The organism is Actinoplanes sp. NPDC026670 (genome assembly GCF_040638175.1).
Taxonomy (GTDB): domain Bacteria; phylum Actinomycetota; class Actinomycetes; order Mycobacteriales; family Micromonosporaceae; genus Actinoplanes.
This window is the reverse complement of sequence record NZ_JBEZXU010000090.1, coordinates 24,357-43,484: the sequence shown is the minus strand read 5'-3', so window position 1 is coordinate 43,484 and position 19,128 is coordinate 24,357. Positions and strand designations below refer to the sequence as shown.

Annotated in this window: 16 protein-coding genes and 1 pseudogene; 1 reads left to right on the top strand and 16 read right to left on the bottom strand. The window is 70.8% G+C overall.

Annotation, left to right across the window (positions count from 1 at the left end):
• Positions 1-1,313: pseudogene (locus tag AB0E94_RS47575) on the bottom strand (MFS transporter); the annotation flags it as partial.
• Positions 1,310-1,723 (bottom strand): hypothetical protein, encoded by a 414-nt coding sequence (locus AB0E94_RS47570; protein WP_360341631.1) that lies wholly within the window; start codon positions 1,721-1,723, stop codon positions 1,310-1,312. The gene AB0E94_RS47570 and the pseudogene AB0E94_RS47575, both read right to left, overlap by 4 nt.
• 215 nt (positions 1,724-1,938) lie before the next feature.
• Here AB0E94_RS47570 and AB0E94_RS47565 point away from each other — a divergent pair, with 215 nt between their 5' ends.
• Entirely contained in the window at positions 1,939-2,556 is a 618-nt protein-coding gene (locus AB0E94_RS47565; protein WP_360341628.1) for a hypothetical protein, read from the top strand.
• A gap of 4 nt (positions 2,557-2,560) precedes the next feature.
• Here the strand turns inward: AB0E94_RS47565 and pruA are convergent, their stop codons facing one another.
• The 14 genes from pruA to AB0E94_RS47495 form a co-directional block, all read right to left on the bottom strand.
• Positions 2,561-4,159 (bottom strand): L-glutamate gamma-semialdehyde dehydrogenase, encoded by a 1,599-nt coding sequence (gene pruA, locus AB0E94_RS47560; RefSeq protein WP_360341625.1) that lies wholly within the window; start codon positions 4,157-4,159, stop codon positions 2,561-2,563.
• 4 nt (positions 4,160-4,163) lie between these two features.
• A complete protein-coding gene (locus tag AB0E94_RS47555; protein WP_360341621.1) occupies positions 4,164-4,892 on the bottom strand; it encodes an ABC transporter ATP-binding protein in 729 nt (242 codons plus the stop codon).
• Positions 4,889-5,686 carry an ABC transporter ATP-binding protein gene (locus tag AB0E94_RS47550; RefSeq protein ID WP_360341618.1) on the bottom strand — a complete coding sequence of 266 codons (798 nt, stop codon included), beginning with the start codon at positions 5,684-5,686 and terminating at the stop codon, positions 4,889-4,891. The genes AB0E94_RS47555 and AB0E94_RS47550 overlap by 4 nt, the downstream gene beginning before the upstream one ends.
• Complete coding sequence (locus tag AB0E94_RS47545) at positions 5,676-6,647, bottom strand: branched-chain amino acid ABC transporter permease (RefSeq protein ID WP_360341615.1); 972 nt, start codon at positions 6,645-6,647, stop codon at positions 5,676-5,678. Before AB0E94_RS47545 ends, AB0E94_RS47550 begins: the two co-directional genes overlap by 11 nt.
• A gap of 8 nt (positions 6,648-6,655) precedes the next feature.
• Positions 6,656-7,921: a branched-chain amino acid ABC transporter permease gene (locus AB0E94_RS47540; RefSeq protein ID WP_360341612.1), complete on the bottom strand. Its 1,266-nt coding sequence runs from the start codon at positions 7,919-7,921 to the stop codon at positions 6,656-6,658.
• 63 nt (positions 7,922-7,984) lie between these two features.
• Positions 7,985-9,196, bottom strand: coding sequence for an ABC transporter substrate-binding protein (locus tag AB0E94_RS47535; RefSeq protein WP_360341609.1), 1,212 nt, complete (start codon positions 9,194-9,196; stop codon positions 7,985-7,987).
• 110 nt (positions 9,197-9,306) lie between these two features.
• On the bottom strand, positions 9,307-9,975 hold the full coding sequence (locus AB0E94_RS47530; RefSeq protein ID WP_360341606.1) for a GntR family transcriptional regulator: 669 nt from the start codon (positions 9,973-9,975) through the stop codon (positions 9,307-9,309).
• A gap of 75 nt (positions 9,976-10,050) precedes the next feature.
• The gene (locus AB0E94_RS47525) at positions 10,051-11,292 is read right to left on the bottom strand and encodes a hypothetical protein (protein ID WP_360341603.1); all 1,242 of its coding nucleotides are present in this window, start codon (positions 11,290-11,292) and stop codon (positions 10,051-10,053) included.
• 123 nt (positions 11,293-11,415) lie between these two features.
• Positions 11,416-12,066 (bottom strand): hypothetical protein, encoded by a 651-nt coding sequence (locus AB0E94_RS47520; RefSeq protein WP_360341600.1) that lies wholly within the window; start codon positions 12,064-12,066, stop codon positions 11,416-11,418.
• 129 nt (positions 12,067-12,195) lie between these two features.
• Positions 12,196-13,509, bottom strand: coding sequence for a pectate lyase (locus AB0E94_RS47515; protein ID WP_360341597.1), 1,314 nt, complete (start codon positions 13,507-13,509; stop codon positions 12,196-12,198).
• A gap of 215 nt (positions 13,510-13,724) precedes the next feature.
• Positions 13,725-14,849 (bottom strand): Gfo/Idh/MocA family oxidoreductase, encoded by a 1,125-nt coding sequence (locus AB0E94_RS47510; RefSeq protein ID WP_360341594.1) that lies wholly within the window; start codon positions 14,847-14,849, stop codon positions 13,725-13,727.
• Positions 14,846-16,309: a mannitol dehydrogenase family protein gene (locus AB0E94_RS47505; RefSeq protein WP_360341591.1), complete on the bottom strand. Its 1,464-nt coding sequence runs from the start codon at positions 16,307-16,309 to the stop codon at positions 14,846-14,848. Before AB0E94_RS47505 ends, AB0E94_RS47510 begins: the two co-directional genes overlap by 4 nt.
• Positions 16,306-17,727, bottom strand: a complete 1,422-nt coding sequence (gene uxaC, locus AB0E94_RS47500) for a glucuronate isomerase (protein ID WP_360341588.1) — start codon at positions 17,725-17,727, stop codon at positions 16,306-16,308. The genes AB0E94_RS47505 and uxaC overlap by 4 nt, the downstream gene beginning before the upstream one ends.
• On the bottom strand, positions 17,724-19,043 hold the full coding sequence (locus AB0E94_RS47495; protein WP_360341585.1) for a Gfo/Idh/MocA family oxidoreductase: 1,320 nt from the start codon (positions 19,041-19,043) through the stop codon (positions 17,724-17,726). The genes uxaC and AB0E94_RS47495 overlap by 4 nt, the downstream gene beginning before the upstream one ends.
• Between the last annotated feature and the right edge of the window lie 85 nt (positions 19,044-19,128).

The window sequence follows — 19,128 nt, the reverse complement described above, 5'->3', positions numbered from 1 at the left end:
GCCGGCGAGACGGGCGCGTGCGCCGGGACGGGCCCGGGTCCGGGCAGGTCGTCGCGGGTCACTCCACGCTGCGCCGGAACCGGGAGCACTCCGGCGCCGGCCACGACGGCACGCTCGACGATGGTGGCCCGGCCCGGCGCGACCGGGGCGGGACTCTCGCTCACCACCGGCAGCCCGTCACCGGTGGGCCGGCCGTTCCCGGCTGCCGGAGCAGGCACCGCCGGGACCGGGGAGTCCGGAGAGTCCGGGGCAGCCGGCGAGGCCGGCGCCGGGGAACCGGAAACGGCCAGCGCAGTAGCCCCGTTGACCGGCGCCTGCGCCGGCGGAACGAACTGGACCGGCTCCACGAACTGGACGGCCTGACCGGACGGGGCTGCCGGGGCCGCGACGGCGACGTTCTCCAGCGCCGACGCCGATCCGTTGACGGACGGGGACAGCGACGGAAGGCCGGCGAGAACGGCGGGCGTCTCGGCCGGAGCGGCGACCGGGGTCTTGACCGGCACGGCGATCCGCACCGCCCCCGGCACGAGCAGATCCATCACCCGCTGGATCCGGGCGAGCTGCTCGATCACCTCGTCGACGACCGGCTCCCCCGCGGTGCGCGCGTCCTTGAGCAGCCGGTTGCGCCACCACGGCTTGGGGAACCGGCCGGCGCTGACCCGGTGGTAGTTGACGACCATCCGCCGCACCTGGCGTTCGGCACCCATCCGTACCAGATCGGGGTCGTCGTCGGGGATGAGCCATCCCCAGCGTTCGGCGAGGCGGCGGGGGCTGTAGGCGAAGCGACCGCGCCGCACCCGCTGCCCGGCGGCGGTGAGCGCCGCCCACCACATCAGGAAGATCATGCAGGGTACGGCCAGCCGCAGCAGTTTCTCGGTGAAGGTGACCGCGTTGCTGGCCACGATGACACCGGACAGCCCGGCGATGAGCGCCGCGATCCACAGCATCGGCCCCGGGTGACCCGGGGTGACGATGGTGCCGTCCGGCGCGTAGGTGGAGGTGCGCCGGTACTGCTCGGCGGCGAGCGAGGTGGCGGTGAGGAAGCAGATCTCGAAGACCGCGAACACCAGCACCGCGAAGATCGGCGGCAGTCTCAGCTGGTCGATCGCGATGACCCACATGCCCTCGGCGTTGAGCAGCAGCGCCAGGTTCATGCTGAAGGCCAGCGCGATCGGCCGCAGTGGCTTCTTCGATCGTTTGGCCCAGATCGCGAAGCTGATCAGCAGCACGACGCCGAGGAGGCCGCCGGCCAGCAGCACGAGGGCCGCGTAGTCCTGCCAGAAGTCGGCGATCAGGTCGTTGAACTGCTTCACGAGGTGACGCCTTTCAAAGGGAGGAACTCGTCGAGCGCCGCGGCGATCAGCGCGGAGCGGTTGCCGGTAGTGTGCCGTGCCGCCAGTTCGTCGATGACGGCGAGGTTGGCCGGATGCGGCCGGATCGACACCTGCACCCGGTCCTCCCGGTGCCGGCGGCGGCCGGACCGCTGGCTGACGAAGATGCCGTCGGCCTCGGGCCCGGGTTCGGCGCCGCCGACGACCTCGGCGAGCCGGGTGTGGGTGGCGTTGAGCGCGTCGAAGACCAGCTGGGTGTGGGAGCGGCCGGTGGCGGCGGCCCGCTCGCGCAGCCGGGAGCGCACACCGACGGGCAGGTAGACGACCACGCTGCCACCGGACCGGACGGCGCCGCTCTCGCCGTCGGTGATCGTGTGTGTGCTCCCTGGCACGGGCGGCCCTCCCGGTGTCGATCGGTGTCGGCGGGCTTTCTACCACGTCCGCGTTACGGACACGAACCGCCACGCGCGGGAGAGGAGGCTATCCGATATTGCTATCCGACTGCGATGTGGCAGGCGTCCCGCCGGGCGGACCCGGGTGGCGAAGATCCAAATGTCGCCCTACGGTCGGATCGATGGGGTTCGTGCGCGGGGAGGGGTAAGCAGCGATGGTCTGGACGTGGGCCGCCATCGCGGTCGCGGCCGTCATTGCGGTTCTGACGAGTGTCGCGGCGGTGGCGATCTGGCAGCGGCCGCGGGCGTCCGGCCCGGGTGAGGTCGAGCAGTTGCTGGCCGACGCCGGGGCGGTGCGGGCCGCCGCCGGGCGGGCGGCCGAGGCCGCCGAGGACGCCCGGCTGGAGGCGGAGCGGGCGGCCGGGGCGCGGGATCAGGCGGAGGACCGTTTTCTGGAGGCCCGCTGGGAGGCCCGGGTGGCGACGGCCGACGAGGCGCATCTGCTGGTGCAGCGGGCGGCGCTGGCCGCGTACCGGCGCGGGGAGTTGTCGGTGGAGCAGCTGAACGGCATCTGGCACCACGCCGGGCCGCCGGCCGAGCAGCTCGACGACGGCCGGGTCCGTGACGCGAAACGTGCCTACGAGGCGGCGGTGGCCGAGACCGTGCAGTCCCGCGAGCAGGTGCACGTGGCGTCGGTGGCCGCCGAGGTGCTGGTCGAGGAGGCCCGCAACGCCGAGGTGGACGCGCTGGAGGCATGGGAGGCCCGGGAGGCGGCCCGCCCCACGCTGGACAAGCTGTTCCAGGAGGAGAACGCGTCACAGGTGGGGCGGTGACCGGTCAGCCCATGTGCGGGTAGGTGTGGTCGACCGGCGGGACGAACGTCTCCTTGATGGTTCGCGGGGACGTCCAGCGGACCAGGTTGTGCCAGGAGCCGGCCTTGTCGTTGGTGCCGGAGGCGCGTCCGCCGCCGAAGGGCTGCTGGCCGACGACGGCGCCGGTCGGCTTGTCGTTGTAGTAGACGTTGCCGGCGGCGAACCGCAGCCGCTTCGAGGTGGCCTCCAGCACGGCCCGGTCCTGCGCGAAGATCGCCCCGGTCAGCGCGTAGGGGCTGGCCGTGTCGACGAGGCCGACCACGCTGTCGAAGTCGTCGTAGACGTGCACGGCGAGGATCGGGCCGAAGTATTCGGTGGTGAACACCTCGTCGGCCGGGTCGTCGCATTCGATGACCGTGGGCCGGACGAACCAGCCGATGCTGTCGTCGCAGGTCCCACCGGCGATGATCGAGCCGGCGGCCCGTTCGAGGGCGGCCGCGTGCCGGGCGTGGGCGCGGGCGTCGATGACCGCGCCACCGAAGTTGCCGAAATCGGTGACGTCACCGTAGGTGAGCGATTCGGTCACCGCGACCAGCCGGTCACGGACCCCGTTTTCCCAAAGAGACCTCGGGAGGTACGCCCGTGAGGCGGCCGAACATTTCTGGCCCTGATACTCGAACGCGCCCCGCACGAGTGCCGTGACCAGCGCGGCCGGGTCAGCGGACGGGTGGGCGAGCACGAAGTCCTTGCCCCCGGTCTCCCCCACCAGCCGTGGGTAGGCGCGGTACCCGGAGACGTTCGCGCCGACCGTCCGCCACAGGTGCTGGAACGTCGCCGTCGACCCGGTGAAGTGGATCCCGGCCAGATCGGGATGGGTGAGCGCGACGTCGGAGACCGCCAGCCCGTCCCCGGTGACCATGTTGATCACCCCGGGCGGCAGTCCGGCCTCCTCGAACAGCGCCATCGTGTGATGCGCCGCGAGCTGCTGGGTGATCGACGGTTTCCAGAGCACGCTGTTGCCCATCAGCGCGGGCGCGGACGGCAGGTTCCCGGCGATGGCGGTGAAGTTGAACGGCGTGATCGCGTAGACGAACCCTTCCAGCGGCCGGTGGTCGAGCCGGTTCCACACGCCGGCTGACGAGATCGGCTGTTCGGCGAGGATCCGCCGGGCGAAGTGGACGTTGAACCGGAGGAAGTCGACCAGTTCGCAGGCGGCGTCGATCTCGGCCTGCTGGACGGTCTTCGACTGGCCGAGCATGGTGGCCGCGTTGAGAGTGTCCCGCCACGGCCCGGCGGCCAGGTCGGCGGCCTTGAGGAAGACCGCGGCCCGGGCCTCGAACGGCAGGTCGCGCCAGCCCCGGTCGAAGGTGAGCGCGGCCCGCGCGTCGGCGTGGGTGGCGTTGCGGGTGACGCCCAGCCGGGAGGCGTGGTTGTGCGGTTCGACGACCCAGTGCTCGTCGCCGCCGCCCATCCGGCGCTTCCCGCCGATGGTCATGGTCAGCTCGATCGGGGCGCCGGCCAGTTCGGCCAGCTTCTTCTGCAGGTTCGCGCGTTCCGGCGAGCCCGGCGCATATCCGCGGACCGGCTCGTTGACGGGTGCCGGCACGTTCGCCACGGCATCCATGGTGTTACTCCTTCGTGGTGTCTGTTGCGAGGGTGCCGAGGTAGAGCTCGATCACCTTCGGGTCGTGCAGGAGCTCCTCGCCGGTGCCGGTGTGCGCGTTGCGGCCCTGGTCGAGAACGTAGGCGCGGTCGCAGATCTGGAGGCAGCGCCGGGCGTTCTGCTCGACCATGACCACCGCGACGCCGGACTTCTTGATCCGGTGGGCGTGCAGGAAGACCTCGTCCTGCCGTTGCGGGGAGAGTCCCGCGGACGGCTCGTCGAGCAGCAGCACCGACGGGTCGGTCATCAGCGCCCGTCCCATCGCCAGTGTCTGCCGCTGGCCGCCGGAGAGCGAGCCGGCTTTCTGCCGGAGCCGGTCCCGCAGGTCGGGGAAGAGCGCGCAGACCGCGTCGAGGCGGGTGCGGAACTCCTTCGGCCGCTGGAAGATGCCGATCTCCAGGTTCTCCCGGATGGTGAGGTCGGTGAAGACGTTGTTGTTCTGCGGCACGAAGGCGACGCCGAGGGCGACCAGCCGGTCGGCGCGCAGCCCGGTGACGTCCGCGCCGTCGAGCAGCACCTGGCCGAACCGGATCCGTACCATCCCGAAGATCGCCTTGAGCAGGGTCGACTTGCCGGCGCCGTTGGGCCCGAGGATGCCGACCAGCTCACCGGCCGACGCGGTCAGGTCGCAGCCGTTGAGGATGTCGATCCCGGGCAGGTAGCCGCCGGCGAGGTTCTTCACTTCGACTGTCACTTGGCGTCCATTTCCGCGATGAGCGACCGCAGGTCGGTGTCGTGGTGCGCGCCGAGGTAGGCGTCGACGACCGCGGCCGAGGAGAGCACGCTGGCCGGGGCGCCCTCGGCGATGACCCGGCCCTCGGCCATCACGATCACCCAGTCCGCGACGAACCGGACCATGTGCATGTCGTGCTCGACGAACAGCACGGTCATGCCCTGGGCTTTGAGGTCCTTGATGTGGTGCAGCAGCGACTGGGTGAGCGCCGGGTTCACCCCGGCCATCGGCTCGTCGAGCATCACCAGGCGGGGCTCGTTCATGACGGCGCGGGCCATCTCGAGGAGTTTGCGCTGGCCACCGGAGAGGCTGGCGGCGTAGTCGCCGGCCTTGGTGTCCAGTTTGAACCGGGTGAGGATCTCCATGGCCCGCACCTGGTCGTGCCGGTCCGGCCCGCGCCAGAAGGTGAGCAGCCGCTCGCCGGCCCGGTGTTTCGAGCCGAGCAGCATGTTCTCCAGCACGGTGAGCCGGCCGAGGACCTTGGTGAGCTGAAAGGTGCGGACCATGCCCCGGCGGGCCACCTGCCACGGCGCGAGCCCGTGCAGGGGGACGCCGTCGAAGGTCCACGTGCCGGTCTGCGGTTTGTCGAAGCCGGTGAGCAGGTTGAACAGGGTGGTCTTGCCGGCGCCGTTGGGGCCGATCAGCGCGGTGATCCGCCCGCGCGGGATCTCCAGGTGCTCGACGTCGACGGCGGTCACCCCGGCGAAGTGCCGGTGCACATTGTCCGCGACGAGGATCGGGGTGTCATCTCGCATCGAAGGTCAGCTCCGTCCGGTTACCGAGGATGCCCTGCGGGCGGAACACGACGAGCAGCACGAGGGCCACGCCGACCAGCACGAACCGGAGCTGGCTGCCCTGCGTGACGTTGTCGAAGAGGCCGGCCTGGACCCCGAGGCCGACCAGCTCGTCGGTGAACCGCATGACCACCCAGAAGATCATCGAGCCGAGGACCGGGCCGAACACCGTGGCCGCGCCGCCCAGGATCAGCATCGTGTACATGTTGAACGTCATCCGGGTGCCGAAGTCGAACGGCTGCACCGACGTCGGCTGCACGTAGAGGATGCCGGCCAGCGCCCCGATCAGGCCGCCGATCACGAGGGCCTGGAGTTTGTAGAGGTTGACGTTCTTCCCGAGGCTGAGCATCGCGTGCTCGTCCTCCCGGATTCCCTTGAGCACCCGCCCCCACGGGCTGTTCACCAGCAGATAGATGCCGCCGGCGACCGCGGCCACGACGATCCAGTCGACCGTCGCGATCCACAGATCGTTGCTGGTGAAGGTCCAGGGACCGAGGGTCAAGGTCCCGCTGGGGTACGGGTTGGAGCTCTTCAGCCAGTCCGAGTACTCGTTGTAGAGCCCGTTGGCGCCACCGGTCCACTGCGCGAAGGCCGACGAGTTGAGCCCGAACCGGATGATCTCAGCGGCCGCGATCGTGACGATGGCCAGGTAATCGGCCCGCAGCCGCAGCGTCGGGACGCCGAGCAGCAGCGCATAACCGGCCGCGAGCAGCATCGTGACCGCGATCGCGAGCGGTGTGGAGAGCCCGAAGGTCATCACCGCGATCGCGAAGCCGTACGCGCCGACGGCGACGAACCCGGCCTGGCCGAAGTTGAGCAGCCCGGTGAACCCGAAGTGGACGTTGAGCCCGATGGCGGCCAGGGCGTACGCCGCCGTGGTCGGGGTGATGATCTCGCGCAGCGAGTTCCAGAGGATGTCCATGCCGGCCCCTAACCGATCCGCTCGCGGCGGCCGAAGATTCCCTGCGGGCGCACCAGCAGCACGATGACCAGGACGGCGAGCCCACCGACGTACTTCATGTCGGCCGGCACCCAGAGGACCAGGACCTCGGTGCACACGCCGACCACGATCGAGCCGGCCAGGGTGCCGAAGGCGGTGCCCAGGCCGCCCAGGATGACCCCGGCGAACATCAGCAGCAGCAGGTTGAAGCCCATGTCGAAGGAGACCTGGTTGAAGACGCCGAGCAGCACGCCGGAGAGCGCGGCCAGGGCCCCGGCCAGGGTCCACACGATCCGGGTGATCCGGTCGACGTCGACGCCGCTGGTCGCGGCGAGGGCGGTGTTGTTCGAGATGGCGCGGGTGGCCTTGCCGATCCGGCTCCGGGTGAGCCACAACCCGACGGCGACGAGCACCACGACGCTGATCGCCATGCCGGCGTAGCTGGTGGCCGGCAGCACCACCGGGCCGAGGGTGATCGTGCCCCAGGTCTCGGTGGTCATCCCGCGGGCCGCGTTGCCGAAGAGGAACTGCATCAGGCTGCGGATCGCCATGCTGATGCCGATGCTCGCGATCATCAGGGTGATCAGCGAGACGCCCCGCCGGCGCAGCGGCCGCCAGAACACCACGTCCTGGCTCCAGCCGAACGCGGCGCCGAGCACGGTGGCGATCGCCGCCGCGGCGAGCAGCGGCAGGCCGGCCAGGTGCGCCAGGACGAAGCCCATCAGGCCGCCGAAGGTGACGCTCTCGCCGTGCGCGAAGTTGGTGAACCGGCTGGTGCCGAACACCAGCGACAGGCCGATCGCGGCGATCGCGATGAGCAGGCCGAGGTTGAGGCCGGAGACCGCGCGCTGGGCCAGCCGGTCGCCGAACGAGGCGACCGGCGCGCTGCTCTCGGTGGTGGAGACGACGACGTTCAGCACCGGCAGCGTGGTCGGCGACTCGACCAGCTCCTTCTCCACCTGGTACGAGTCACCGGCGAAGTGGCCGGTGGCCGTCGTGGTGTCGATGGCGATCGTGTACGTGCCGGGCCCGTCGACCGGGATGATCTCCCAGCGGCCCTTCTCGTCGGTGGTGTCGGTGCCGACGGTGGTGCCGCCGTCCCGGATCTCGACGACCGCGCCGCTGACCGGCTGTCGTTCGCCGTCGCGGAGCAGTCCGCGGAAGCCCCATTCGTCGCCGGGGGCGGCGGACGCGGGCGACGGCAGCAGGATCACGGTCAGGAGCGCCAGTAACGCCAGCGCTTTGCGAGCTATCACTAGGGGTTTGTCCTTGCCTTCACGGGAGGAGACCCCGGCGACGGCGCCGGGGTCACCCGGCGATCACTTGGCGACTGAGTACTTTCCGGCGTTGTCGTAGGCGTAGAGCTGGTACGCGGTCTCGGTGACGTCGTTGTTGGACGCGAACTTCAGCCCGCCGCTGAGACCGTCGTAGTCGATCGCCTTGCCCTGCCCGATCAGGCCGATGCACTCCTGGTAGGTGGTGCACTTGGCAGCGCCCTCGGCGACCCCGGAGACCGCGCCGAGCTTCTTGGCGATCTCCTTGCCGTCGGCCGACCCGGCGGCCGCCGCGGCCAGGGCGCTGACGATCACGGCGTCGTAGGTGGAGCCCGCGTAGGCGAACGACTTCAGGTTCGGGTTCTTGGCGAGCAGCTTCTTCTCGAACTCGGCCTCGACCGCCGGGTCCGGCCCGGCCAGGAACCCGCGCAGGCCGGTGAGCAGCTCCGGCTTGATGGTGTACTTGCCCAGCGTCGAGTTGGACAGGTAGAGGTTCTTCGCGGTGAAGCCGTGCGTGCCGACCAGCGACTCGATCATGCTGCCCGAGTAGGAGGCGTAGGAGAGCAGCACGACCGACTCGGGTTTGGCCGCCACCACCGCGTCGATCTGCGCGCTGTAGTCGGTGTCGGTGGTGTTGAACTGCTGCTGCGCCTTGACCTCGACGCCGGCCGCCTCGAACGACTCGGCCATCGACTTCTGGAAGGCCTGCCCCCAGGCGTCGTTCTGGGCGATGATCGCGGCCGACGCGTGCCCGTCCTGGACGATCAGGTCGGCGAGCTTGGCGGCTTCCAGGGCGTCGGTCGGCGCGGTCCGGAAGTACTGCGGGTTGATGCCGGTCAGGCTGGACGAGGTGTTCGAGCCGGAGATCTGCACCGCCCCGGACTCGGTGATCTTGCCGACGATCGCGCCGCTCATGCCCGAGCCGTACGCGCCGACCACCACGTCGGCGCCCCAGGTGACCAGGCTGTCGACGGCCTGGACGGCGGTGTCGTTGTTGTCGGTCGAGTCGGCCTGCTTGAGCTCGGCCTTGGCGCCGAGCACCCCGCCGGCGGCGTTGATGTCGTCGATCGCCACGCCCACCGCGCTGACCAGGGCCTCACCGGCGCCGGCGTAGGCGGTGTGCGGCAGGATCGCGCCGATCCTGAGCGGGCCGCCGGTGGCGGCCGGTTGTTCCTCGGGGGTCGACGAGCACGCGGCCAGGGACACCACGAGCCCGGCCGCGACGACGGTTATGAGTCCACGACTGACAGCAGTCATGCTGCACTCCTTAGTGAATGCCGTTCGGTGCACGAGAGTCTGCACGATCTTGTATCCGCTTCTGTATACAGAGATGGTCACAAGACTGTAACGGCTGTTCCGGAAGCGTCTTAAGCTGGGGAAATAGCGCTCAGGAGGATCGCCTGAGTACGCCCGATGTGCACCCGCACGAGATTTTCGACAGCCACGCCGTCGCGATCCTTGAGCGCTTCGATCATCTGCCGGTGCTCGGCGTTGACCTCGGCGGCGTCCCGCGCGGACATCAGCCAGGTGGCGCTGAGCGACCAGTGGCTGATGTTGGTGCGCTGGGCGAACTGCACCAGCAGCGGGTTGCCGCAGGCGGCCGTGATCAGGCCGTGGAACTGCCGGTTCAGCCGGTTCAGCTCCTTGACCGTCGCGCCGGGCCGGTCGATCGCGTCGGCGATGCCGGCCAGCTGGTCGAGATCGGCGGTGGTGATGTGCTCGGCGGCCAGCCGGGCGGCGGCGCTCTCCACCGCCGAGCGGGCCTCGACGATGCGCAGCGCCTCCTCCGGCGAGTGGTCCCGGACCACCCAGCCCCGGATCCGGGTGACCAGGCCCTCCTGCGCCAGCCGGAGCAGCGCCTCCCGGACCGGGGTGCGGCTCACCTCGAGCTGGGCGGCCAGCTCCTCCTCGACCAGGCGGCGGTTGGGCGCGATGTCGCCGTCCAGGATCGCGTCCCGCAACTGCTGGTAGGCCTTGTCCGCGGCGAACTCGACGGCCGACGCAGCGGTGGGGTGCAGGCTCTTCGGGAGTACCACGGGCGCAAGTGTAGGGGCACGAAAAGGCCCGGCCACTCGTGCGGCCGGGCCCCTTGTTCGATCAGGTGGAACCTGTCACTTGTTCAGGTTGCAGGCGGACAGGCCCTCGGCGTTCAGGTTCGGCTTGGCGGCGTTGCGGCCGATCGCGGTCTCGATCCGGTTGATCGTCGCGAACCGCTTGTCCTCCAGCGGGCCGAGGATCGCGTTGTTGATGAAGTTCACGCCACCCTGGAAGGCCGTGCTCTTGATCCGGGCGTTGGCCTCGTTGATCTGGGTCTGGAGCAGAGCCAGGTTCTGGTTGACCTCGTTCGCGGCCTGCGCCGGGATCGCCACGTTGATCACGACGGCCGGGCAGTCCACCTGCGCGGTGCCGTCGTTGATGCCGACGTTGCCGGTGTTCCGGCTGGCCGCGGCCTGGTTGTTGCCCGCGTTGCCGTTGTTCGCCGGAGCGGCCGTGGTCGGTGCCGCGGTCGGGGTCGCCGCGGCCTCCCCGCCACCGGCGGCGGCGCCACCCGCGGCGTTGAGCGAGCAGGTCGACAGGCCCTCGGCGTTCAGGTTCGGCTTGGCCGCGTTACGGCCGATCGCCGTCTCCATCCGGTTGATGGTGGCGAAGCGCTTGTCCTTCAGCGGGCCGAGGATCGCGTTCTGCACGAAGTTCGCGCCACCCTGGCCGACCGAGCTCTTGAGCCGGGCGTTCGCCTCGTTGATCTGGGTCTGGAGCAGAGCCAGGTTCCGGTCGATCTCGGCCTGCGCCTGCGCCGGGATCGCCACGTTGATCACGACGTCCGGGCAGACGATGCTGCCGACGTTCGCGACCGCGGCCGCGCCGGCCGACACCGCGGCGGCCGGGACGCTGGCCGGCTCCGGCGCGGCGTTGCCGCCGCCGTTGGCGTTCAGCGTGCAGGTCGACAGGCCCTCGGCGTTCAGGTTCGGCTTCGCCAGGACCCGGCCGATCGCCGTCTCCATCCGGTTGATGGTGGCGAAGCGCTTGTCCTTCAGCGGGCCGAGGATCGCGTTCTGGATGAAGTTGGCGCCACCCTGACCCTGCGTGTTGGCGATCCGGGTGTTCGCCTCCTGGATCTGGGTGTTCAGCAGCTGGAGGTTGCGGGCGATCTCCGCCTGCGCCTGGGCCGGCACGGCGCCCAGCTTGTCCGCGACCGTCGGGCAGTTCACTGTGGGAACGCCGTTCTCGGCCGCGGCCGCCACACCCAGTCCGACGCTTACCACGGCCACCGCGACACCCGCCACACCGGCCACACGCCAGCGTCGGATGTTGGATCCCCCGGCGTTGCTCCGGTAGCTCTGGTACCGCTTCATCTGCGTGCCTTCCTCTTGGACCACCTTCTCGCCGGTCCATACGGGAACGCTCCCAAGCGCGGTTCACCCTTGATCGAAATAAAGAAAAACTTAAGGTTCAGGGTCTTCCTCTTTAAAGGAACCTCACCATGCGAACGTCTCCTCGGCGCTCACACTCGTGGCCCGGGCACGCAGTACGCCGTACAACTTGCCGGTGAACGTGGTCTCCGCGGCGACCCAGCGACGGGTGTCCTTCGTGTAGAACGAGAACTGCCCGCCGGGTGCGCTGTTGGAGTAGAAGCGCTCCCAGCCGCCGACCTTCTCCGCCTGCGCGCGCAACATGCCGTAGCGCGCGCCGGCGTAGTCCAGTTCCGCGGAGACGTACTCGTTGTTGGCCTGCGCGCGGATCCGGGTGACCCCGGTGTCGGCGTCCCGGCAGACGATGAACTTCTCCCACTTGCCGGCCGCCGCCGCCCGCGCCCGCAGCGCGCCGTAGTCTCCGCCGTCCCAGCCGATCTCGGCCGAGACGAAGCGCCCGTTCGCGGTGGACTTGATCGTGAGGTCGCGCCAGCACGGCACCTCGGTCGCGCCGGTGGTGGCGGCGAGGTCGCGGCGCATCTGCTCCAGCGCGGCCGAGCCGGCCCCGGGCGGAGTGAGAACCGCGGTGGAGCCGGCGCCCGGAGAAGCGAGAACAGCGGCCGAGCCGGCGCCGGATGCGCCGGCCGGCACGGCGGGGCCGGCGAGGAGGAGGATTCCGACGGGGACCGCCGCCAGGCGGCGGACAGCTGATTTCATGAGAACCACTCCGCAAATACGGAAATGTCGGGAATAGGCGTCAGCGTAGTCGAGGTGAACTCCGGACGTTCCCGATTCCGTGCGGAAACCGATTCCCGGCCCGTCACCGACGGGCCGGGAATCAGCGACTCAGCACCGGCCCGCGCCGGCGCCCTTGTTGACCAGCGCCGGAACAGCGGCGGTCGGGGTGACCGGCCCGGCCCGCAGCACGGGCGTCCAGCCCGCGTCGGTGCCCAGGTCCGGGTCGTGGGTGGCGTTGTACTCGCCGACCAGGTTCACCGCCTGCACCGGCCCGGTGCCGACCCTGGCCAGCGTGCCGATCTCGGTGATCACCGTGCCGCCCCAGTCGTAGACGGGCTCGTCGAGGGCGATGTCCGCACTGCGCAGCAGGAAGTTGTTCTCGGCGTAGATCGCCGAGTAGACACCCACCCCCCACGAGTACGAATAGGTGTCCTCATCGGTCTGGTAGTAGTAGTTGTTGTACACGTCGACCTGACCGAAACGCACCCGCGGAACCCGCTGGCCCACATTGGCGAATTTGTTGTGGTGCAGGGTGACGCGCAGTTTCCCGACATCCGCGCCGACCGTGTTGCTCGATCCGATCAGCATCGTCTTGTCGTGTTCCTGGAAAACATTCCAGGAGGCGGTGACGTAATCGGACGCCCGGATGATGTCGAGCGCGCCGTCGTGCACCTGATAGGGCCGCCCGAGATACAGCGGCTGGTTCTCGTCGACGTTGTCGCCGTCGCTGAACGTGTTGTGATCCGCCCACACGTGCGTCGCCCCGGTCAGGGTCACCAGGTCGTAGGCGGAATTCCAGTTGCCGAGCGATCCGTCGGTCGGATCCCAGACCGGGAAACAGTCGGCCGCGTCCTCGAACCGCACGTTGCGCACGATCACGTTGTCCACGTTCTGGATCAGCAGGTTGCCGCCGATCAGCCGGGCGTTGGGCAGCCCGTAGACGGTGGTGTTCGCGCCGACCTTGAGCTGGACCCGGGCCGCCTGGTTGCGCTGCGACCGGACCCGGGCCTCCTCGAGGGGCCCGCTCGGCCGGGTGGCCCGGCCCCAGACCGCGGGATCGTAGGCCGCCAGATAACCGTCCAGGGTGTAGGCCGGATCGGCGTAATCGGCACACGTCAGCGGATTGCCGGCGTCATCCTCGTTGGCGTGGATGGTGCCTTTGATCAGCACGATCCGGGGTGTCGGATCAGTGCCGCCGGCGAGCGCGGCCGCCAATTCGGCGCGATTGCTCACGACGAACACGTGCGCGTCGTCGGCCGCGGAGCCACCTGTGGTTCCGGTGGTGGAGGCGGCCCACCCGTCATTCGCGGGAAGGACCTCCCGCGCGCCGGCCGGCGTTTTCACCGGCGCGGCGAAGGCGGGGACAGAGGCGACACCGGCGGCGAGGACGAGGCCGATGGTCGCGGCGAGAGCGGTACGCACGGCCTACCCGGCCGTTTCCCGGCCCGACATGACATTCACTTCATCAAACCCTTTCTCTGAATGGCGAAAACCCTTTTCCGGTACGGGTGGGAAAGCCCGCGAACGCAGGCCCGCCCGTCCGTGGCTCCCCCGCGGCGCCGGCGGCACACCGGACCGAACCGCGGCCGCCGGGCTGATCCGGTTGTTCGGCCCGCAACCGCGCGGCCCGAGCGCCGTCAGCCGGCGGGCAGTGCGCCGAGCGCGACCCGGTGGCCGGGCCGCGCCCACGGCACGCCGGTCTCGGACGGCAGCCGCCCCGTATCGGCCACCTCCCGGACCAGCGAGTCGATGCCCGCGACGACCGAGCCGCTCCCGTCCGGGTGCGGCGTCAGCCATTCCGGGCCGATCACCTCCGGCGGGGGCGAGGCCACGATCGCCTCGGCCACCGCCGTGAACCCGGCGGTCCGCCCGAGCGGCGCCAGCAGCGGCACGGCCGGGTCCCGCCGGTGGTCGAGCAGGTTCTCCAGCAGCCCGGCCCGCCCCGGGACGTGCCGGAAGCCGGACTCCCCGGGCAGCCGGAGACGGTCGGTCGGGTATTCCAGGACGGCGTCGCCGACCCGGATCTCCCCGGCGATGAAGACCGGCGAGGCGAGGGTCACCGCCGCGGTGATCCGGCGCCCGTCCTCGCCGATCACCCGCAGGAACGTGGTGTCGTCGGTCTCGATCGCCCGGGTCCGGTAACGCTCCAGCTCCAGCGTCACCGGCCGGAACTCCGGCCCACCGGCGCCGGCGACGACAAGCGCCTGCATGAGCGCGTGCGCGAACGGGTTGACCAGCGCCCCGTCCAGCACCGGCCGCCCGTCGACCAGCCGTTTCCCGGCCCACGGCGCCCGCTGGTAGTAGGTGTCCGGCCGCCACCAGGCCCCGGTGACCCCGATCTCCCCGGACGGCTCGGAGGCACACAGCTCGGCGAGCGCCACCGAACCCAGCGCCTGAAACCCGATCTGCAGGATCCGCCCGCCGCACGACGAGGCCAGTTTCTCGTGCTCGGCCAGCGACATCACCGGCGGCTTCTCCAGCAGCAGATCCGCCCCGGCCGCGAACACGTCGAGCGCGAGCGCGAGATGCGTGTGCGGCGGCGTGCAGATGATCACGACGTCGGGCCGCGTGACCGACAGCAGTTCGGTGTGATCGCTGAAGAACGGCACCCCGTCCAGCGGCGCGTCCGGATGGGGCGCCACCGGCTGCCGGTCGCAGAGCCCGGCCACCTCGATCCGCCCCTCGCCGGCGAGCCGTTGCAGCGTCCGCCGGTGCGACAGCCCGTGCCCGCCGGCCCCGATCAGCGCGACCCTGGTTGTCATCGCGCGAGACCTCCGATGGTCGCCTCGACGCCGTGCCGTTCCAGTTCGCCGTACCAGCGGATGAGTTCGGTGCGCAGCACCTCGTCGCCGGCCAGGTGCGGTGGGAAGACCTCGGGCAGGGCGAGCAGCGCGCCGACCACGCCCGGTGCGGTGTCCGGCACGGCGGCGAGCGCCTCCCGGATCCGGTTCGCCAGGGGGTCGTCCAGGTGCAGTGGGGCGCCGCTGTCGGCGTACCCCCTCGCGAAGCGCATCCATGCGGCCAGGACGAGGATCGCCCAACCGGGAGTCTCGCCGGTTTTCCGCCGGTCGGCGATGGTGCCGAGCAGGCGGTGCGGGAGTTTCTGGGTGCCGTCCATCGCGACCTGGAGGTTGCGGTGGCCGAGCTCGCGGTTGGCGAACCGGCCGAGGGCGGTCTCGCCGTAACCGGCAACGGTGACGCCGGGTGGTGGTTCGACGGTGGGCGCGATGTCCTCGGCGATGAACCGGCGCAGCACCGCCGGCAGTCCGGGGATCTCCAGGGAGTCGGCGATCAGCTCGCGGCCCGCCAGTGCCCCGAGATAAGCGCATGCCGAGTGGACCGCGTTGAGGGCCCGCAGTTTCAGCTTCTCCCACGAGGTGACGTCGTCGGTCATGATCGCGCCGACCCGGTCCCAGTCCGGCCGCCCACCGGGGAAGTCGTCCTCGATCACCCACTGGGTGAACTGTTCGGCGACCACCGGCACGGCGTCGTCGGCGCCGAGGGCGACGGCGGCCCGGCGGATGTGCCCGGCGCTGGTGGCCGGCACGATCCGGTCGACCATGGTGGCCGGGAACGCCACCCCACCCGGCAGTTGCGCGCCGGCGACGTCGAGCGCCTGCTCGACCAGACCGCGGATCCGCGGGCCGTTGCCCATCAGGTTGTCGCAGCAGAGCACGGTCAGCGGTCCGCCACCGGCGGCCTGCCGCCGCAGCAGACCACGGACGAGCAGCGCGGGTACGGTCGTCGGCGGCGCGTGCCCGGTCAGCTGGGCCCGCAGCTCGTCGTCGAGCAGCAGCCGCCCGCCCGGGTCGAGCCGGTACGCCTTCTCGGTCACGGTCATCGACACGATCCGCACCGCGGGGTCGGCGATCGCCGCGACCACCCCGTAGGGATCACCGGCGGCGTGCCCGAACCCGGCCAGGATGCCTACCGCCTTGGCCCGGTCCGCCCCGTCGCCGACGGTCAGGACGCTGTACAGCCCGTCCTGGGCACGCAGCTTGTCGAGGATGTCGCGGGAGCGCGGCGCGACCCCGATGATGCCCCAGTCGCCACCCGACGCGGCGACCGCGGACTCGGTGAAGACGGCCTGGTGGGCCCGGTGGAACGCGCCGAGTCCGAGGTGGACCACGCCGGGCCGCACCGACCCGGGGACGACGGCCGGCCGGGACGCCTCGGGCAGCGACGTGAGCGCCCCGCGGTCGAGGCGGTAGGTGACCGTCATGGTTTCCCGTCCAGCCGGAAGACCCGCTTCGGCAGGTGGTAGGCCAGGTCGGCGATGGTCTCGGCGGCCTCGTCGAGCGGCAGCGTGCCCTCGGCGACCAGCTTGGCGAGGTATCCGGCGTCGACCCGGCGGGCCACGTCGTGCCGGGCCGGGATGGAGCAGAACGCCCGGGTGTCGTCGACGAAGCCGGAGGTGTTGTAGAAGCCGGCCGTCTCGGTGACCGTTTCCCGGAACCGGCGCAGTGCGTTCGGGCTGTCCAGGAACCACCACGGCGCGCCGAGGTAGAGCGACGGGTAGCCGCCGGCGAGTGGGGCGAGCTCCCGGCTGAACGCGGTCTCGTCCAGGGTGTAGAGCACCACCCGCAGCCGGGGGTCGGTGCCGTGCGCGTCGAGCAGCGGCCGCAGCGCGTGCACGTAGTCGGTGGCCGACGGGATGTCGCCGCCGGTGTCCCGGCCGTGCCGTTCGTAGAGGTCCCGGTTGTGGTTGCGGACCGAGCCCGGGTGCAGCTGCATGACCAGGCCGTCGTCGAGCGACATGCGGGCGAACTCGACGAGCATGTGCCCCCGGAACGTCTCGGCGTCGGCCTCGCTCGCACCGCCACCGAGGGCCTTGCGGTAGAGGACGGCGGCCTCGGCGTCGTCCAGGACCACGGTCCGCGCGGTGAGGTGGCCGTGGTCCGAGCTGGTCGCGCCGGCCTCGATGAACGCCTGGCGGCGGCTGCGCAGCGCGGCCAGGAACCCGGCGTAGGTGCCGACGTCCAGGCCGGTCAGCGCGCCGAGCTCGGCGACCCGTCCGGCCCAGCCCGGCCAGTCCGGGTCGACCAGGTTGTCCGGGCGGAAGGTGGTGATCACCCGTCCGCCGGGGCCGCCCCAGCCGTCGGCGGCGAGTTTGGCGTGTGCCTGCAACTCGTCCAGAGGGCTCTCGGTGGTGGCCAGGACCTCGATGTTGAACTTCGTGAACAGCGCGCGCGGCCGGTACTCGGGCTCGGCCAGGCGGGCGGACAGCTCGTCGTAGATCTCGTCGGCGGTGTCGGCGCCCAGCCGGGCCGAGATGCCGAAGACGCCGGCGAGGACCTTCTCGGTCCAGAGCCGCGACGGGGTGCCCCGGAAGAGTCGCCAGTTCTCCGCCAGCAGCCGCCAGATCGCCCGGCCGTCGGTCTCCACCGCCGAGCCGTCCACACTGGGCACGCCGAGGCGGGCCGGCGGGATGCCCTGGCTGGCCAGCATCCGGGTGACGTAGTGGTCGGGGACCACGAAGAGCCGGGCCGGGTCGGGAAAGGGCTGGTCGTCGGCGAGCAGCACCGGGTCGACGTGCCCGTGCGGGCTGATCAGGGGCAGATCCTTCGCGTGCTGGTACAGCTCGCGGGCGATCTGCCGCTGGGCCGGCTCGGCGGGGAGGAGGTGGTTCTCGTCGGTCACCTGTTGTCCTTGAGATCGAGGAGGTCTTGCACGCGGATGGCCTGGCCCTGGACCAGGGACTCGTTGGCGGCGAGGCCGGTGAGCAGGGCGCGGGCGCCGTCGACGGCACCGGCGGTACGGCCGAGCGGATCCGCGGGGGCGTCCGGGCGGATCAGGTCGGCGAGCATCCGCACGTCCGCTCCGCCGTGCCCGTGCCGGGACAGCCCGTCCACCGCGATCTCCCGCGGCGGCGCCCAGAACGGCCGTACCAGCAGCCGTTTGAAGCCTTTCTCGGCGTCCGACTCGGCGCCCGGCTCGCCCTTGACGCCGGCGGCGGCGCCCGGCGCGACGTGGTCGCTCTCCACCACCTCCAGCTCGAGGCGGCCGCGGCTGCCGTTGAACATCACCCGGTAGCCCTCCCACGGGGCGTACGCGGTGAGGTGGTAGCTCATCGACGCGCCGCCGGCGTAGCGGACCAGCACTGCCATGTCGTCCTCGATGGTCACGCCGGGGGCGAACACGTTGCGGTCGCGGTGGTAGCCGTCGTGGCCCTCGGCGTCGAGATAGAGCTCCTTCATCGCCGGCTCGTCGGTCATCCGCAGCGCGAACGGGTCGCCGTCGGCGTCGGCCGCGCCGTGCGCCCGGTCGTAGTCGCGGGCGTACCCGTGCCTGCGTCCCTGATCGCCGTAGAAGAACAGCCGGCCGGCCGCGAACACCTGATCCGGGCTGTCGTCGAGCCACCAGTTGACCAGGTCGAAGTGGTGGCCGGCCTTGTGCACGAGCAGGCCACCGGAGTTCTGCTTGTCGCGGTGCCAGCGGCGGAAGTAGTCGGCGCCGTGCCGCACGTCGAGCAGCCACTCGAAGTGGACCGAGCCGATCTCGCCGATCTCGCCGGAGGAGACGACCCGCTTCACCGCCTCGTGCAACGGGTTGTAGCGGTAGTTGAAGGTGACCCGGACGTCGCGCCCGGTGCGCTGCTGCGCGTCCAGGATGCGGCGGCATCCGGCGGCGTCGACGGTCATCGGTTTCTCGGTGATGGCGTCGCAGCCGGCTTCGAGGGCGGCCACCACGTAGTGGTCGTGATAGCGGTCCACGGTCGCGACCAGCACCACGTCGACGCGTTCGCGCTTGAGCATCTCGGTGAAGTCGGCCGCGTCGTAGACGGGCACGGGCTTGGCGAGCCGCTTGTTGTGGGCGGCCAGCCGGGCGGGATTGGTGTCGGCCATGGCCACCAGCTCGGCCACGTCCGCGTGGTCACCGGTGATCGCCCGGACGAACATTCCAGCCCGTGCGCCGGCGCCCACGAGGGCGTACCGGCGGGGTGGGGACGGGGGCATTCCGTCGCCTCCATTCGGCAAACGTTTGCAACAGATTAGGGACGGAAGCACGAGCGAAGTCAATGCGTAACACGGATTTGTCCAG

Bases quoted from the DNA above. Each gene is read 5' to 3' on its own strand.
- AB0E94_RS47565 (WP_360341628.1), top strand. From the start codon at position 1,939: ATGGTCTGGACGTGGGCCGCCATCGCGGTCGCGGCCGTCATTGCGGTT.
- pruA (WP_360341625.1), bottom strand. From the start codon at position 4,159: ATGGATGCCGTGGCGAACGTGCCGGCACCCGTCAACGAGCCGGTCCGC.
- AB0E94_RS47550 (WP_360341618.1), bottom strand. From the start codon at position 5,686: ATGCGAGATGACACCCCGATCCTCGTCGCGGACAATGTGCACCGGCAC.
- AB0E94_RS47545 (WP_360341615.1), bottom strand. From the start codon at position 6,647: ATGGACATCCTCTGGAACTCGCTGCGCGAGATCATCACCCCGACCACG.
- AB0E94_RS47535 (WP_360341609.1), bottom strand. From the start codon at position 9,196: ATGACTGCTGTCAGTCGTGGACTCATAACCGTCGTCGCGGCCGGGCTC.
- AB0E94_RS47525 (WP_360341603.1), bottom strand. From the start codon at position 11,292: ATGAAGCGGTACCAGAGCTACCGGAGCAACGCCGGGGGATCCAACATC.
- AB0E94_RS47520 (WP_360341600.1), bottom strand. From the start codon at position 12,066: ATGAAATCAGCTGTCCGCCGCCTGGCGGCGGTCCCCGTCGGAATCCTC.
- AB0E94_RS47510 (WP_360341594.1), bottom strand. From the start codon at position 14,849: ATGACAACCAGGGTCGCGCTGATCGGGGCCGGCGGGCACGGGCTGTCG.
- AB0E94_RS47505 (WP_360341591.1), bottom strand. From the start codon at position 16,309: ATGACGGTCACCTACCGCCTCGACCGCGGGGCGCTCACGTCGCTGCCC.
- AB0E94_RS47495 (WP_360341585.1), bottom strand. From the start codon at position 19,043: ATGCCCCCGTCCCCACCCCGCCGGTACGCCCTCGTGGGCGCCGGCGCA.